Source organism: Halomonas halocynthiae DSM 14573 (assembly GCF_000425725.1).
Classification (GTDB): domain Bacteria; phylum Pseudomonadota; class Gammaproteobacteria; order Pseudomonadales; family Halomonadaceae; genus Halomonas; species Halomonas halocynthiae.
In genome coordinates this window covers 489915-504132 of the sequence record NZ_KE384440.1, presented here as the reverse complement: position 1 = coordinate 504132, position 14218 = coordinate 489915, and the positions used below count along the sequence as shown (strand labels likewise).

Annotated in this window: 10 protein-coding genes; 4 read left to right on the top strand and 6 right to left on the bottom strand. The window is 53.5% G+C overall.

Annotation, left to right across the window (positions count from 1 at the left end; genetic code table 11):
• The first annotated feature begins 439 nt into the window (after positions 1-439).
• Positions 440-2041: a hypothetical protein gene (locus H616_RS0111600; protein ID WP_156906454.1), complete on the top strand. Its 1602-nt coding sequence runs from the start codon at positions 440-442 to the stop codon at positions 2039-2041.
• Positions 2042-2306: 265 nt separating this feature from the next.
• The gene (gene dusA, locus H616_RS0111595; protein ID WP_027967517.1) at positions 2307-3332 is read left to right on the top strand and encodes a tRNA dihydrouridine(20/20a) synthase DusA; all 1026 of its coding nucleotides are present in this window, start codon (positions 2307-2309) and stop codon (positions 3330-3332) included.
• On the opposite strand, the gene H616_RS0111590 is transcribed toward dusA, so the two are convergent.
• Positions 3321-4352, bottom strand: coding sequence for a succinylglutamate desuccinylase/aspartoacylase family protein (locus H616_RS0111590; RefSeq protein ID WP_027967516.1), 1032 nt, complete (start codon positions 4350-4352; stop codon positions 3321-3323). The two genes, dusA and H616_RS0111590, sit on opposite strands and share 12 nt — an antisense overlap.
• A gap of 84 nt (positions 4353-4436) precedes the next feature.
• Here H616_RS0111590 and H616_RS0111585 point away from each other — a divergent pair, with 84 nt between their 5' ends.
• The gene (locus H616_RS0111585; RefSeq protein WP_027967515.1) at positions 4437-5060 is read left to right on the top strand and encodes a TetR family transcriptional regulator; all 624 of its coding nucleotides are present in this window, start codon (positions 4437-4439) and stop codon (positions 5058-5060) included.
• A gap of 1 nt (position 5061) precedes the next feature.
• On the opposite strand, the gene H616_RS0111580 is transcribed toward H616_RS0111585, so the two are convergent.
• From H616_RS0111580 to H616_RS0111565, 4 genes are all read right to left on the bottom strand, one after another.
• Positions 5062-5748: a hypothetical protein gene (locus tag H616_RS0111580; protein ID WP_338035753.1), complete on the bottom strand. Its 687-nt coding sequence runs from the start codon at positions 5746-5748 to the stop codon at positions 5062-5064.
• Positions 5749-6013: 265 nt separating this feature from the next.
• Entirely contained in the window at positions 6014-9184 is a 3171-nt protein-coding gene (locus H616_RS0111575) for an efflux RND transporter permease subunit (protein WP_027967513.1), read from the bottom strand.
• The gene (locus H616_RS0111570; protein ID WP_035573049.1) at positions 9181-10437 is read right to left on the bottom strand and encodes an efflux RND transporter periplasmic adaptor subunit; all 1257 of its coding nucleotides are present in this window, start codon (positions 10435-10437) and stop codon (positions 9181-9183) included. Before H616_RS0111570 ends, H616_RS0111575 begins: the two co-directional genes overlap by 4 nt.
• A 107-nt stretch (positions 10438-10544) precedes the next feature.
• Positions 10545-12002 (bottom strand): TolC family outer membrane protein, encoded by a 1458-nt coding sequence (locus tag H616_RS0111565; RefSeq protein WP_051234251.1) that lies wholly within the window; start codon positions 12000-12002, stop codon positions 10545-10547.
• Between the two features lie 200 nt (positions 12003-12202).
• Between H616_RS0111565 and H616_RS14885 the strand changes: the two genes are divergently transcribed.
• Positions 12203-13036: an alpha/beta fold hydrolase gene (locus H616_RS14885; protein WP_051234249.1), complete on the top strand. Its 834-nt coding sequence runs from the start codon at positions 12203-12205 to the stop codon at positions 13034-13036.
• A gap of 65 nt (positions 13037-13101) precedes the next feature.
• Here the strand turns inward: H616_RS14885 and H616_RS0111555 are convergent, their stop codons facing one another.
• Entirely contained in the window at positions 13102-14217 is a 1116-nt protein-coding gene (locus H616_RS0111555) for an ABC transporter permease (RefSeq protein ID WP_027967510.1), read from the bottom strand.
• Position 14218: the final 1 nt, after the last annotated feature.

The following is a 14218-nucleotide window of genomic DNA, read 5'->3' as shown; positions in this document are numbered from 1 at the left end:
ATTTACCTGACTGGTAACGCGATGGGCCACCGGCCTGATCAGGCCAACTTTACATGAAGTGACAAAGTGCCTTTAAAACACAAGGGATGTGAATATGAAAGTCGTGCGTAAGTCACTAACAGCGCTTATAGCCATCTTGATGGCTGCTGTTTTAATAGTTATTTTTTTAACACCTATGAATCAATGGGTTATTGATCAGCGCGCGAATGCCTCACAGGTTTCATTAGATGCCCCTGGGGGGAGCAGTATACAACAGCTATTCAAACAACATCAGGCTACTTACGAAAGTCGAAAACAAGCCTTAGCCGAGCTTGATGATACCGCGTTACGTGAGCTTTTATCTCATGAGGTGCGTAACGCCTACTTTTCTACTATTAATACCTTTCACTTATACGGCCAGCCAGGTGATATTGAGTTTAGCTTACCGCGCGTATACAGGATGTCTGATTATGCTGATATAACATCATTACAGCAGGCTTTTGTCGACAGTCTTCAAGCCTTCAACACGCATAATAACCCGTTTTGTATGCGTTACACCGGCAACCAGGGCATGCAGATCCAGAGTGGTTTTCGTATGCCAATACGTCACCGCGTTGATTATAAAAACATCGAACTCGCGAACAGTGAAATACTAACCCTACCGGATACGCATCAGCGTGAAACCCAAGCTGAACGAGTGATTTTGGCTGGCGATACCTATTGTTATCTGGGCCAGAATGAAGACGCCGAGCCGCCGGCAGTGCGCTTACAGGCTGAGTTTAAGGCCCAATTACCCAGCGACATCATTACCTTCAATTTCAGTGCAAACGATGTTGGACAAACCTTCGAACAGGGTGGCGTGCGTGTTTTACTAGAGGCTTTTGGCACCGTTTCATTCGCGTTGAGAATTGAAACCGACGAAGGCAGCACGATTGAATGGCTTGACCAGGATATCGTGACCGATGCCCAAGATAGCCAAGGTCACTATTTAGCCCATGTGCAGAGCGAGCGTGAGCCGCTTTATGTGTACGAACGCATCAATACTCTGTTAGATGATTTATTTAAACGCCTGGTACAGAACGATTTGGACTATGACACGGCGCTGGCCGAGCTAGAGGCGCTCGATGGCGAGCTTGCGGCCGCACGTGGTAATGCCCAGTTTGTTGCCAGTAGCTTTAACGGCCCCGTTGCTCAGGGGCAAGTGACGTTACTGGTTTACCGCGAAGGTAGCCAGATCGTTGAGCAAGCGTTAGATATTCCAGTGCATAATATGCCGACGGCTCAGCGGGCGGACGACGGTTTGGCTCAATTACCAGAGATTGAACCCACTGCACCCATTTACTCAGGCCAACTCGCCCTACGCGCTGAGCGCACCGAGCTTGAGACTGACGAATTAGCCGAGGCGGTGCAAGTGGCACGGTACTTAATACCAAGTGGCGTAAGCCACCCTGAGCGTGATTACCCAGGCCAAGTCGCGTGGTATTACCCACCCGTGCAAAGCGACTTACTGATCGACCGTCGTAACCGCATGTTGATGCCGACCATGGCGCTTTTCGAGTTTTCCGATGTTGAGGGCAATCCAGTTAAAGACCCTGAGCAACACAACCTGCAAGCGAAAAAGCTAGGCTTTGAAGTAAATTCAAAAACCGTGCAGTCGATTCATATGGTTGGGCGCTTGAACTATGACCCTGAGCGCTTTACGGGCGTACCCGTTAGAATGACCGCACAGGTTCATATGGCGCTGGCAAGTAACTTGACTAAGCAAGCATACGCAGTGGATGAATTACCCGCAGGGATGAGCTTTGATCACAACCGTTTGGTGATTGATTACTCGGAATTTGAGCCAGTTGAGTCAAATTCGTCACCTAATTTGCGACGCAATCATGTATTTGCACGTGACGAGCAAGGATATCTTGCAGAGATGACGTTCCACAGTTTGCAGGGCGCAGGACAATCAAGCGTCGATGTGTATTATTTCTACGGACAGCCCGAACACATTGAGATTTGGTACTTAGGTGAACTCGCTACGCATATATACCCGATAGATGTGCGCCTTGATTAATCGCGCCTAAGCGAGCGCGTTAACATGCGGAATTAGTTTCTGCATGGTCAGGTTAGCGCACGTCTTGCAATGCGTATTTGCACTAAATATGAGAAACTGCCGTCCTTTTTACGGCGCTTACGAATCGTTGCCATAATTGCCCCTCAGATGTACCAAATCGAAAGTGGCTCATATACCAAAAATATACCAACGAACCATGTAAAACGTCGCACAATCACTGTAAACATGAACAGTTATGAATAATACCACATCAGCGCAAACCCGCATGAAATCTGGCACCGCACGCCCTGCACTGGATAGAACTTTCTCCGTTGCCCCCATGATGGATTGGACGACCCGTGATTACCGGGCGTTTGCGCGTACGTTAACCAAACAGGCGCTGCTGTATACCGAAATGGTGACTACGGGGGCACTGCTGCATGGCTCTCCCCGTGAGCGTTTTTTGGGTTACAGCGAGGTTGAGCATCCGATTGCGCTACAGCTGGGCGGCAGCGATGCGGGCGAACTGGCGGAATGTGCAGCGATTGCCGAGGCCTGGGGCTATGACGAAGTCAATCTGAATGTCGGCTGCCCTAGCGACAGGGTACAGAACAACCTGATTGGCGCCTGCCTAATGGAGCATCCGCAAAAAGTGGCGGCGGCGGTCAAGGCGATGCAGTCGGTGGTTAGTATTCCTGTCACGGTGAAATGCCGGATTGGCATTGATGATCAGGATGAAAATGCTGATCTGGAGAATTTCATCCGCCAGGTAGCGCATGCGGGTTGCGACACGTTTACTGTTCACGCCCGCAAGGCTTGGCTGCAGGGGCTATCGCCCAAACAGAATCGTGATGTTCCGCCGCTTAACTATCCGCGGGTGCATCGCCTGAAGCAGAATCATCCGGAGTTGCATATCGGCATTAACGGCGGCATCAAAACGCTTGATGAGTGTCAGGCGCAGTGTCAGTTAGTGGATAGCGTGATGGTGGGCCGGGAGGCGTACCAGAACCCTTGGCTGCTAGCGACCGTCGATAGCCGTTTTTATGGGCAGACCGATCCGGCAACCAGCCGCTTGGCGGCGGCACAGGCTTTCCGTCCTTATATTCAGTCGCGGTTGGATGAAGGCGCCAAGCTAAATCATATTACCCGCCACCTGCTAGGGCTGTTTCAGGGCTGTCCTGGAGGGCGACGTTTCCGCCGCCACCTGTCGGAGCATGCCCATCAAGAAGGCGCTGACCTGCGTATTTTTGATGATGCTCTGAGCCTTGTGCGCGAACCGGAAACTTGGCCGCAGCCAGCGTTAGTAGAGTGAGTCGGGAGGCGGCTCAAGGCTAGACTGAAACCCTTCAATCGCACTCTCGGCCTCTTCAATAGCTTCAAAACGGGCAATATGAAATAGTGCCTCGCCCTCGTTAACTAGCGGCAACCGAGTCATACCAATAACAATGCCGTCTGTCGTTGCCAGCACTGCGCTTTCATCATTACCAAATGGGCCAGCCACATGGCCTAGCACATCTCCTTTAGCCACTCTGACACCCAACCGCGTTCTGGGGCACAGAATTCCGTCGATAGGCGCCCTAACCCAACCAGAGCTGTTTGCAACTTCAGCAGCTTGCGGCGTGCGGTGCCGCTTATCGCCACTTAACATGCCAAGCTTGCGCATCACGCGTAGTACACCACGTACCCCCGGAGCAATTGCCCACTCATCAAACCGCAAGGCTTCACCCGCTTCATAAGTTAGCACCGGTATACCGCGGCTTTGTGCATAATGTCGCAAGCTGCCATCACGCAAATCAGAATTGATGATAACGGGTGCCCCAAAAGCATGTGCCATCGCCTGAGTTTCACTGCCAACGTCAAGCAGGGTTCGAATCTGCGGTAAATTAGTGCGGTGTATTGCTCCAGTATGCAGGTCAATCACATGAGTGGCTTGGTCAACAATTTCCTGGCGAAATAACGCAGCAATACGCCCGCCAAGCGAGCCTTTCTCACTGCCCGGAAAACAACGATTAAGGTCACGTCGATCAGGCAAGTATCGGGTTTGCTGCACTAAGCCAAACACGTTGACGATCGGCACTGCCATCAAGGTGCCACGCAATCGCTCCAGCTGACGGGCGCCCAGCAACCGCCGCACAATCTCTACGCCATTAATTTCGTCACCATGGATAGCCGCGCAGACCAGTAACACAGGCCCTTCCTGACGCCCATGAATCACCTCCACAGGAATATGCAACGGCGTGTGGGTATACAACCGTGCCACAGGCACATCTATCTGTTTGCGACTGCCCGGCGCAACCGAAACACCGGCAAGCTCGAAAGGTTTACGGGACATAAACAGTCCTTGCATACAACACTGAATGTAAAAGCACAGTGGTTAGGGTAAAATACGCCGCACATTATTACGAGTCGAAACATTATGGCACGACGCACGAAGGCCGATGCCAAGGCCACCCGTGAAGCCTTACTGGATGCTGCTGAAGAGCTATTTTTTCAGCGCGGCGTTGCGTGTAGCTCACTGGAACAAATTGCCCGCCATGCTAGTATGACGCGTGGTGCCGTCTACTGGCACTTTCGCAACAAGGCTGACCTATTTACTGCCATGATAGAACGCGTACGTATGCCCTTTCATGAACTGGTCAGCGAAGCATCTGCGGCTCACCCGCACACATCCCCTTTAGCAGCTATCCAACTAGGCTGCGAGTATGGCTTTCAACGCTTAGAAAAACCGCGCTATATGCGCGTACACGCTATTGTTGTGCACCGCTGTGAAGTCTTCAGCGACATTGATCCCCGAGAAATTCAAAACACCATGGTCCGCGATTGTTTCAATGCCTTGAAAGACTATTTAGAAGATGCCAGCCAACAAGGTCTACTCAAACCTGACATTGATCCACTTACCGCTGCCCTGCTGCTGCAAGCCGTACTCAGCGGTATTTTTCACAACTGGCTGCGCGACCCGCAAGCACACTCTATCTATGAGCAGGGCTCAAAACTGGTCAAAGCGCAACTAGCACTAATCAGCCTTAAGCCCCTGAGTTGAGTCAGCTAGCATCCAGCCGCTCTCTTTGTCTGTCACGATTAATCAGCTTGAGTTTGACTAAGCGCGCTCTGGCATCAAGGTAATCATGCTCAGCCACGGAACGATAGGCATCCTGATCACGTAAGTACTTGACTAGCACTCGGCGCTCGCCCGGAATAGCTTCTTGCCCTGCTTTAATACGCAACGTGAGGTGATGGCTTTCATGATCAACCAACACAGCATCTCTCAACGGCCCTTCTTCAACGGCTCCCACAACGACCGTTTCCCCCAGCAAACAGCGTGGTAACTGTGAATAACCATGGAAGTGGCGACGCAACCTACGACACAGTAAAGCGACAACAGGCGACGCCAGAGCTACCGCTGCCCAGATTAAAACAGCCCCCAACGGAACACGAAATAACCCTAGGGCAAGGTGCTGCAACACAGCAACTTCTATCGCGAAGATAATCACCCCAGACAATACTACCAGCAATGTTAGCGACAGCATGATCGGCACGCCGATAAACCCCAGCGAAACCATGGCACTAGCTAGACTGTCATCACGCAAACTGTCGCGCTCAAACAGCTCCAACGGGGCCAGACGCACACACACCAACAGCCAGTACAGCGCTATCAGAGCGATTAACAGAGTGAAAACCACCATAGGAAAACTGAGTGCTAACTGCGTCAGAGTATTCATCGACATCATTGCTTGCCCCCTCGGCTCAGAAGGCGCGTGCAACGACATGACCTAAAGGCAGCAAATTTTCTCCCTTTGCCACCAGCCGCTGGTCAAGCGCTGCAGCCAATCACCCGCTGCTCAGCCGGTCTATGTGTTCTCTTTCAGCATACCCCATTGTTCAGCGAAGGTCGCCTCACTCGCATAGTAAAAAAAACGCTACAGCCTTCAGGCCGTAGCGTTCAATTTCAGCACCGCAGCCCACCTAAAGGCCACTTAGTGCAAGCGTCCTACGTTACTTAGTCTGCGCACTCGGCTCCTGCCCGCCCCCCGAGCGTCGACCAAGCCAATCACTCACATGTGCAATCATCGCGTAGTAGGTAGGCACAAACATACTGCCTAGTATCGCCACCGACGCCATGCCAAAAGCCACCGTTGTGCCGATATGGTGACTACTGGTGGCACTAGCACCACTCGCCAGTACCAGCGGCAAAGTACCAAAGATGAAGGCCAGCGACGTCATAACAATAGGCCGGAAGCGAAGCTCAGCCGCATGAATCGCCGCCTCACGAATCGTGCGGCCATTTTCACGCCGCTGCAGCTCGGCAAACTCGACGATCAAGATCGCATTCTTTGCCGCCAGCCCAACCACCACCAGCATTCCTATTTGCACATAAACGCTGGTATCTAGGTGGCGTAATACAATCCCCCCAATACCACCAAAGAAGGCAAACGGCGTCGTGGTCAAAACAGCCAGCGGTAACGACCAGCTTTCATACTGAGCCGCAAGAATCAAAAACACCATCAGCAAGCCAAACACAATGGCTATTGTGGCAGCGTTACCGGCACTGCTTTCCTGGTAAGCCGTGCCAGTCCACCCCATGCCCCAGTCACTACCAAGCACATCCGCCACTAGCCTATCCATTGCTTCAATAGCCTGGTTAGAACTATAACCAGGCGCTGGCCCACCCTGGAACTGAGCACCGGGGTAAACGCCAAAGCGTGTAACAACCGCAGGCGCTACCACGCGTTCAAGGGTAACAAACTCAGAAAGCGGAATCTGTTGGCCATTACCACCGCGGACATAAACACTGGCTACATCATCCGGTGATTTACGGAAACTGTCTTCATTTTGCACATACACTCGGAAGTTACGGCCTTTATAGCCAAAGAAATTGACAAAGCCATTACCAAACGTATTCGACAAGGTCGAGTTCAGGCTATCAAGCGACACGCCATAACTCAGTGCTTTCTGCTGATCAATCTCAGCATGGAATGACGGCACATTCACACTAAAAGTCGTGAATACCTGCTTTAGCACTGGATCTTGATTTGCTGCTTGCATTAACTTCAGCGAGGCTTGATACAGCTCATTAGGTGAAGCGCCACTAAACGACTGCAAATACCCCGTAAAGCCTCCGGTTGTCGAAAGCCCCATGATTGGCGGCATGTTAAATGCAATAGCCGACCCACCTTCAGTTTGAGCCCCCAGTTGCATGATCTTGCCAACGAGCTGATCTGCCGTCAGTGTACGATCACTCCAAGGCTCCATATTCACGAAGATGATACCGCGAGCCGTATTCACCGAGCTGGCTAGCATATCGTAGCCTGCCACTGCCGATGAGTATTTAACCCCAGGAACCTCTTCAATAGCTTGACTCAGCCTGCCCATATAGTCTTCGGTTCGCGCCAGTGAAGCCGAGTCGGGCAATTGAACAGCCGCTAACACAATACCCTGGTCAGTTTCAGGTACCAGCGTTGCTGGCGTCGTGCTGTACATCCACCAAGCACTGCCGCTGATCAGCACCGTCAGTAGTAATGCAAGGCCCCAGAAACGCACCAGCAGTTTCACAACGACCATATAAGCAGCGGTCACGCCAGCAAAGAATCGGTCAAACAGCCTGAGCGGCGTTCTGACTGCACGACTGAACACCCCTTCCTTGCGGTTGTGCAGATCATGCTTGATGAAAATAGCCGACAGTGCTGGCGTAAACGTTAACGCCATCAGTGCCGAAAACGCCACTGAAATGGCAATAGTCAACGCAAACTGTTGATAGATCTGTCCTGTAAATCCACCAAGAAATGCGACAGGAACAAACACCGCAGCCATGATCAATGAGGTGGCAATGATTGGCCCGCCTACTTCTGTCATGGCTCGGCCCGTCGCCTGAAAAACGCTCATTTCCTCATCTTCACTGAGCACGCGCTCAACGTTTTCCACAACCAAAATGGCATCATCCACCACAATGCCAATCGCCAGCACCAGTGCAAACAGCGTGAGCAAGTTGATAGAAAAACCAAACAGATAGAAACCCGCAAACGTAGCCAGCACAGAGACAGGTACGACCGACATCGCAATCACGGTGTAGCGCCAGTTCTGCAGGAAGATAAAGAGTATCGCACCCACGATCAAAAACGCTTCGATGAAGGTATGCTCCACCGTCTCTACCGAAGCACTGATAAACTGTGTCGTGTCGTAAGGCACTACATACTCAAGTCCTGGCGGGAAACGCTGTGCCAGGTCTTGCATAACGTCATTAACTAACTGCGCCGTCTCCAGTGCGTTAGCGCCTGGCTGCTGGTTGATAATGATCGGTGTCATGGTGCCACCGTTCAACCGTGCCTGAACGCCATAGAACGACGCGCCTAACTCAATACGCGCGACATCTTCAAGATGAAGCGCTGAGCCATCGGGGTTTGTGCGTAGCAGTATCTGCCGGAAGTCGTCCGCGCTAGACAAGCGCCCACCAGCAGTAATGGTATAAGTGAAGGGGCCTGGCTCTCCCTGCGGCGTCGCATTCAGGCTACCCGCAGGCACTTCGGTGTTCTGGCTGCGCATCGTTTTAACCACTTCTGCTGGCGTCAAATCAAACTCCGCCAGCTTGTCTGGATCCATCCAGACACGCATCGCAAACTCACCACCCCCCAACACTTCAGCTTCACCAACGCCGGGCACCTGACGCAACGCATCCAAAATATTCAGCGTGGCATAATTCTGCATGTAGATATCGTTGTAATCCCCGCCTGGCGAGGTTAACGCCACCAGCATAAGGATAGAGCTTGAGCGTAACTCAACCTTCACACCCTGAGTCTGTACCGCTTCAGGCAACTGGGACAACGCGCCCTGCACTCGGTTATTAACATTGATGGTACTGATATCACCATCTGTGCCGATATCAAACGCAATGCTCAAACTCATCATGCCATTATCAGCGCTGGTCGACGTCATATAGAGCATGTTGTCGACGCCGTTAATCGCCTCAGCCAATGGTGCTGCTACAGTTTGTGCCACCGTCTCGGCATCAGCACCCGGGAAGGTCGCACTAACAGAAACCGTGGGCGGTACCACACTTGGGTACTGCTCTATCGGCAGTACACGCATGCTCATCAACCCGACAATGGTCAGGATAATAGCTAGCACCGAGGCAAAAATCGGGCGCTTGATGAAGAAGTCAGAGAAATTCATTCTTCAGCGCCCTCTTGAACCTCAGCCTTAGCCGCTCCTGCGCCTTGAGCCGCTGCTGACGCGGTGTCGCCAGAAGACTGTTCTACCGCCGCCTTGCCAGGCATCAGTGCTGCCGCATCACCATCAAACGGCTGCGGTTTGATTGGCGTTCCCGGATTAAGGCCAGCGGGATCTTGAACAACAACGCGGTCGTTAGGTTCCAGTCCGTCTACCACTAACTGCCACGCCCCTGCCTGAGCGCCAAGCTGAATATTACGCACTCGCGCGACATTCTCTTCATCAAGCACAAACACCTGCGGCCCCATTAACCCTTGAGTGACTGCAATTGACGGAACAGCAATCACATCAAACCGCTTGAGGCCATTCAACACAACACGCACAAACTGACCGGGCATTAGTACACCGTCAGGGTTAGCAAACGCCGCCCGCCCCTGGACTGTGCTGGTGCCTTCGCTGACTCGCGAGCCCAGATAGTCCAGCTTTCCTTCAAGGTTAACGCCCTGGCCTGGCAGGTCCAACACGGCATGAATCTCAGACTCAGGGTGCTCGTTGCGCTGCCGACGTAGTGCAACGGCATCGCTTTGCGGTAACTGGAAACGCACTTCCAGCGGGTCCAACGGCGTGATGACAGCCAATTCGCTACCCGGCGTCACCAAATTGCCTAGATTAACTTCACCTAAGCTAATCACCCCAGATACGGGTGCGGTAACATTGGCATAACCCAGGTCAAGGTTGGCACTCATCAGCGCCGCTTGAGCCTGAGCCACCTGTGCGCTAGCCACCTCACGGGTTGCCAGCGCCTGATCATACTGCTGACGACTCACCGAGTTCTGCTTGAGCAATTGCTCAAAGCGGCCGGCATCGCGCTGGGCCCGCGACAATTCTGCCCGAGCACTAGCCAAATCAGCCTCACGTTGTGTCACCGCATTTCTGTAGAGCTCCGGCTCGATGGAATACAGGCTTTCACCCTTCGTCACCTGCTGGCCTGGTTCAAAATGGCGAGCCTCAAGAAAGCCCGTTACCCTCGCAACCAGCGTCACCTCATCATCACTACGCAGCTTGGCTGGATAGGAACGATTCAGTGCAATGTCCTGACGCTGCACGTCCATAACCGTCATGGCACGCGGCGGCACCTGATCACCTGCGCCACCCGACTGACTTGAAGGCGCATCCTTCTGATCACAGGCCGCAAGAAACAGCCCCATAACCAGCACCAATAAGCCACTCCGACATCCTCGGATCATCGTTTTCATGCGTAATCTACTTCCATTGGAAATATTCAAGGCTGCAAAGCCTACATCCATACAGTGCTGTATGTAAACAAAACATACAACACTGTATGCTCCGGCATCGCGATCACTCAGGCATCAGGGCTCGGCGGGGCACCAATATCCATACTCGGTGCACCAATCGGCTGCTGGTCAAGCTGCACTTGCTGCGCACTATTTAACCAACTATTCAGCTCACTGATTGCTTCGGTATCCAACGTTCCTGACTGCTGACGCAAAGCCAGCAGGTCGGTAACGTAGCGGTAACGCGCATCGGCATAATCAGCAACCGCGTTATATAAATTCTGCTCAGCATCAAGCACATCAACAATATTGCGGGTGCCAACCTCAAAACCCGCGCGAGTGGCATCCAGCGCACTCTGGCTAGAGACAACGGTCTGACCTAACGCCTCTACCGTTGCGACATTATTGCTGGCCTGGGTAAATTGCGAGCGCACCTGCTGCACCGCTGTCAGGCGCTGGGCCTCAAAATCATACTGACTGGAGGCCAACTGATAGGTGCCTTGGCGGATGCTTGCGCTGGTTCGTCCACCCGTAAACAGCGGCACGCTGACACCCACACCAACCTGGCTCGATGAGTCGTGACCGGTCAACACATCACTATCTGAATCGCCATAGGTATAGTTAGCGAAGGCTTCGACAACTGGCAAGCGTTGGGCGCGAGCAATATCCACACCGCTGCGCGACACCTCAACACCCGCCTGGCTGGCCAGCACGAGCGGATTTCTCTGCATAGCAAGGTCAACCCACTCCTGCACAGAAGACGGACTAGGCGGTACCACCGGCATTTCAGTCTGTAGCATGTCGATGCTGGAGTAGCGTTTTCCTGTCAGCTTATGCAGCGTCTCAAAGCTAACCTGCAACGCGCTTTCCGCGATGATGCGCTGAGCTCTAGACTGGTCAAAACGTGCTTTCGCTTCCTCAACATCAGTAATAGCAATTAAGCCCACATCGAACTGCTCTCTGGCCTGCTCATACTGACGCTCAATAGCGCGTTGCTGAGCAATGCGCGCATCCAGCACTTCATTAGCCCGCAGAATTTCAAAATAGGCCGTGCTGACATCAATCAACAACTGCTGCTCCGTGGCCGCCAGCTGGTAAAGCTGTTGGTCGATCTGGCGCTCAGCCTGCTCAACCTCAGCACGACTACGAGCGTTAAACAGAGCCTGAGTCGCCTCAAGCGTTAAATTTCCCGCTGTAACACTGTCGTCCGAAAGAGAGGCTCCCCCAGCACTGTTACCCGCTGAGTATTTTGGTTGCTGGCTTTCGTACTGGCGCTTATGTGCAATTTGCCCGGAAGCCGTCACCTGAGGTAGTAGGTCCGCCTGCTGCACGTCACGCCCAGCCTCTACCGACTTAAACAGCGCTTTGGCTGATGCAAGTTCAGCATTCTTATCTAGCGCATCTTGAGTAATCTCAAGCAAATCAGCGGCCTGTACCTGGCTCATCATCAGAGATGTAACGAATACCGCCAATAGCTTACGACGCCCCATTTTGGGCGTCGCTAGGCAGAGTCGGGGAGAGATCATCGGCAGGGTCCTTGTTTCAGTACCAAAGTTATACATTCATTGTCGCATGTTAAGACGGCCAAGCCACACGTCATTTATGCAGAGAGTGTGAATTTTTCTTATTTCTAACACAACTCCGTCTCACACCGTTACGCTAACCTGCTGTGAGCTGCAGAAATATTACCGCGACCGCAAAGCAAGCCACCACAGGAGCAAAGGCTATGGACTCCCTGAGATTATTAAAGGTACAGGATCTGGAGGTCGCAGTCCGCATATGGCACCCCGATGCGCCCCGCACTGTCATTGCTTGGCACGGACTTGCTCGACACGGGGGAGATTTCAACGCACTGGCCCGCAAGCTCGGCCCACAGTGGCGAGTCATCGCCCCCGACACACCAGGCCGCGGCCTGTCGAGCTGGTCTCCGGTACCGGATCAGCACTATCTCTACGATCATTACATGACAATAGCAGTTGCGGTGCTGAATCACTTCAATCTGGACAGCGTGCCCTGGGTCGGCACCTCCATGGGCGGCCTGCTTGGCATGAGACTGGCATCCGATACTGAACATGCCGGGCGAGTCGAGCGACTGATGCTCAATGACGTTGGCCCCGCACTCAACCCTGACGCACTAACGCTCATGGGCAACTATTTCGCTCAGCCCTACCGGTTCAACCAACTGAGCGAGCTGGAGAACGAGCTGCGGCAGAACTACGCCACCTTCGGCATTGAAAGCGAAAAAACGTGGGCAAAAATGGCTCGTGACAGCGCTCGACGCTTACCGGATGGCGGCTGGTCTTTCCATTACGACCCGCGTATCGCCGAGCAGTTTATTCACGATACGCCACGCGACAACTGGGCTGACTGGCAGGCCATTCACTGCCCGCTGATGCTGCTTCGCGGTGCCAACTCCAGCCTGCTTGACCGCCAGACAGCTGAACAGATGCAAGCGATGCAGCCGGCGATGCTATCGCTTGAGGCTGAAGGCTGCGGTCATGCCCCCATGCTTGACCGAACAAGCCAGGTAGAGGCACTGCGGCAGTTTATTGAAGGCTGAAAACAGGAGTTCAGGGGCAAGGCAACAGATGACCCCGCCACTTTTCCCAAAAGGGCTGCGCAACCTCAACTGAGCGACTTGCGCAGCCGCGACAGGGCGAACAGGAAAAATACCCCACCAATAACCGCCAGCGCCAACATCTGCGGCCATACGATGCCGACGCCGGCACCACGAAAGAGTATCGACTGAGCCAGCTCAATAAAGTGTGTGGTGGGCGCCGCCAGCATAATGCGCTGAATGATCTCCGGCATGCTTTCCCGCGGCGTCATGCCGCCAGAGAGAATCTGCAACGGAATCAGCGTCAAGATGATCAATAGCCCCAGCTGCGGCATCGAGCGTGCCACGGTACCAAAGAAGATACCCATGGAGGTTGTCGCGAATAAATGCAGTGCAGCCCCCAGCATGAACAGGCCCAGCGAGCCACCAAGGGGAATCGCCAACCAGGTTCCCACGACGAAGCGCAAAGCGAATGCCGAGGCCAGCAACACCACCAGCCCCATGGACCACACCTTAGCCAGCATAATCTCCACCGGCGTCACCGGCATCACCAGCAGGTGCTCAATGGTGCCGTGCTCACGCTCACGGATCAGCGCCGCACCGGTCAAAATGATCGACAGCATGGTGATTTGGTCGATGACCGAATTCACCGCCCCAAACCAGGAGCGGTCCAGGTTGGGGTTATAGTTCATACGCACCACCGCCTCCACCGGCAGCGCCCCTTGGCTGCGATAGCGCTGCAGGAAGGTGGTCACTTCGCTGCTAATAATCTGCTGGATATGGCCGGCACCGGTAAACGCCTGACTAATCTGGGTGGCATCCACGTTGAGCTGAATCGTCGGCTGACGGCCTGCCAGCAGGTCCTGCTGGAAGTCCGGTGGAATATTCAGGGTAAAGGTGTAACGTCCAGCGTCCATACCGCTATCCATCTGCGCATGGGTGATGGCCTGGGGCGGCTGAAAGTAAGGCAGCTGGAAGCCATCAAGAATGCGATAGCTCAGCGGTGACGGATCTTCATTAACCACGCCAATGGTCGCACGAAACGGCGCCTCGGGTACCGCCGTAGCACTGGAATAGATGCTCAGGCTGAAGGCATAGATAATCAACAGCACCAGCGCAGGATCTCGGCTCAGGCTGCGCAGTTCCTTGATACCCAGCTGCAGGATGTTAGTCAGAAAGCGCATG

What these genes read in the sequence shown, in the direction of transcription:
- H616_RS0111600 (WP_156906454.1), top strand. Translation starts at nt 440, where the DNA reads ATGTCTGATTATGCTGATATAACATCATTACAGCAGGCTTTTGTCGAC.
- dusA (WP_027967517.1), top strand. Translation starts at nt 2,307, where the DNA reads ATGAAATCTGGCACCGCACGCCCTGCACTGGATAGAACTTTCTCCGTT.
- H616_RS0111590 (WP_027967516.1), bottom strand. Translation starts at nt 4,352, where the DNA reads ATGTCCCGTAAACCTTTCGAGCTTGCCGGTGTTTCGGTTGCGCCGGGC.
- H616_RS0111585 (WP_027967515.1), top strand. Translation starts at nt 4,437, where the DNA reads ATGGCACGACGCACGAAGGCCGATGCCAAGGCCACCCGTGAAGCCTTA.
- H616_RS0111580 (WP_338035753.1), bottom strand. Translation starts at nt 5,748, where the DNA reads ATGATGTCGATGAATACTCTGACGCAGTTAGCACTCAGTTTTCCTATG.
- H616_RS0111575 (WP_027967513.1), bottom strand. Translation starts at nt 9,184, where the DNA reads ATGAATTTCTCTGACTTCTTCATCAAGCGCCCGATTTTTGCCTCGGTG.
- H616_RS0111570 (WP_035573049.1), bottom strand. Translation starts at nt 10,437, where the DNA reads ATGAAAACGATGATCCGAGGATGTCGGAGTGGCTTATTGGTGCTGGTT.
- H616_RS0111565 (WP_051234251.1), bottom strand. Translation starts at nt 12,002, where the DNA reads ATGATCTCTCCCCGACTCTGCCTAGCGACGCCCAAAATGGGGCGTCGT.
- H616_RS14885 (WP_051234249.1), top strand. Translation starts at nt 12,203, where the DNA reads ATGGACTCCCTGAGATTATTAAAGGTACAGGATCTGGAGGTCGCAGTC.
- H616_RS0111555 (WP_027967510.1), bottom strand. Translation starts at nt 14,217, where the DNA reads ATGCGCTTTCTGACTAACATCCTGCAGCTGGGTATCAAGGAACTGCGC.